The sequence below is a fragment of the Collinsella sp. AF29-7AC genome (assembly GCF_003475665.1).
GTDB lineage: Bacteria > Actinomycetota > Coriobacteriia > Coriobacteriales > Coriobacteriaceae > Collinsella.
Genome location: NZ_QRQX01000058.1, coordinates 1 through 666, shown reverse-complemented (window position 1 = coordinate 666; position 666 = coordinate 1). Strand labels below are relative to the sequence as shown.

General features: G+C 46.1%; 1 protein-coding gene. It reads right to left on the bottom strand.

From position 1 onward, the window contains the following. Positions 1-378: 378 nt before the first annotated feature. A partial coding sequence (locus DWZ15_RS10615; protein ID WP_199580082.1) for a phospholipase D-like domain-containing protein occupies positions 379-666 on the bottom strand: 288 nt, incomplete at its 5' end.

Below are 666 nucleotides of genomic sequence, written 5' to 3'. Positions count from 1 at the left end.
GGCCGAGGCCGCCTCGATCAATTTGCGAAAGAATCTTGACGGTACCTGCCACAGTGTTCAGTTGACCGTTGACACAAACACGCGTGCGCGGATGCGAGCGGTACTCAAGCGTGCCGCGGGCGGTACCGAAGGGCAATATTCACATTTTTGGATGATACTACCGAAGCGCGTTGCAGGTGGAACGGAGAAAGTCTATTACTCAAGAATAAACGACGCGCAACCGATCGGATGAATCGAGATATTGCACACCTCTCGTTACGTCTCAACATTTCCATAGAGAACAGCAGAAATCTCAAAACTCGACAAGGCGCTCAGATCCGGCATCTCTATTGCCATGAGCAACAAATGATTATTTACCTTTGCATTATCAAGTAACGGTTAGGCCATATCCAACTTTCTCCCTTTACGGTAAAGGTGAACAAATTCATCAGAGAATTTCTTTACGTAATCTCTATCGATGGCGGTCGCTAGCGTTTCATCATTATGTTCTGCTGTCTTTGTCCAGTTGTATGAGCCATGCATTACGTACTCAAAATCAATGATACAAAACTTATCGTGCATACGGTTCCATTCACGCCAACCAGAACGCGAGATGAGAACGGTATCAAAACCACTAAGCTGGCTGTTAGCGTCGGAAAATATTAGCCAAATATAGTCGGCCGAGAT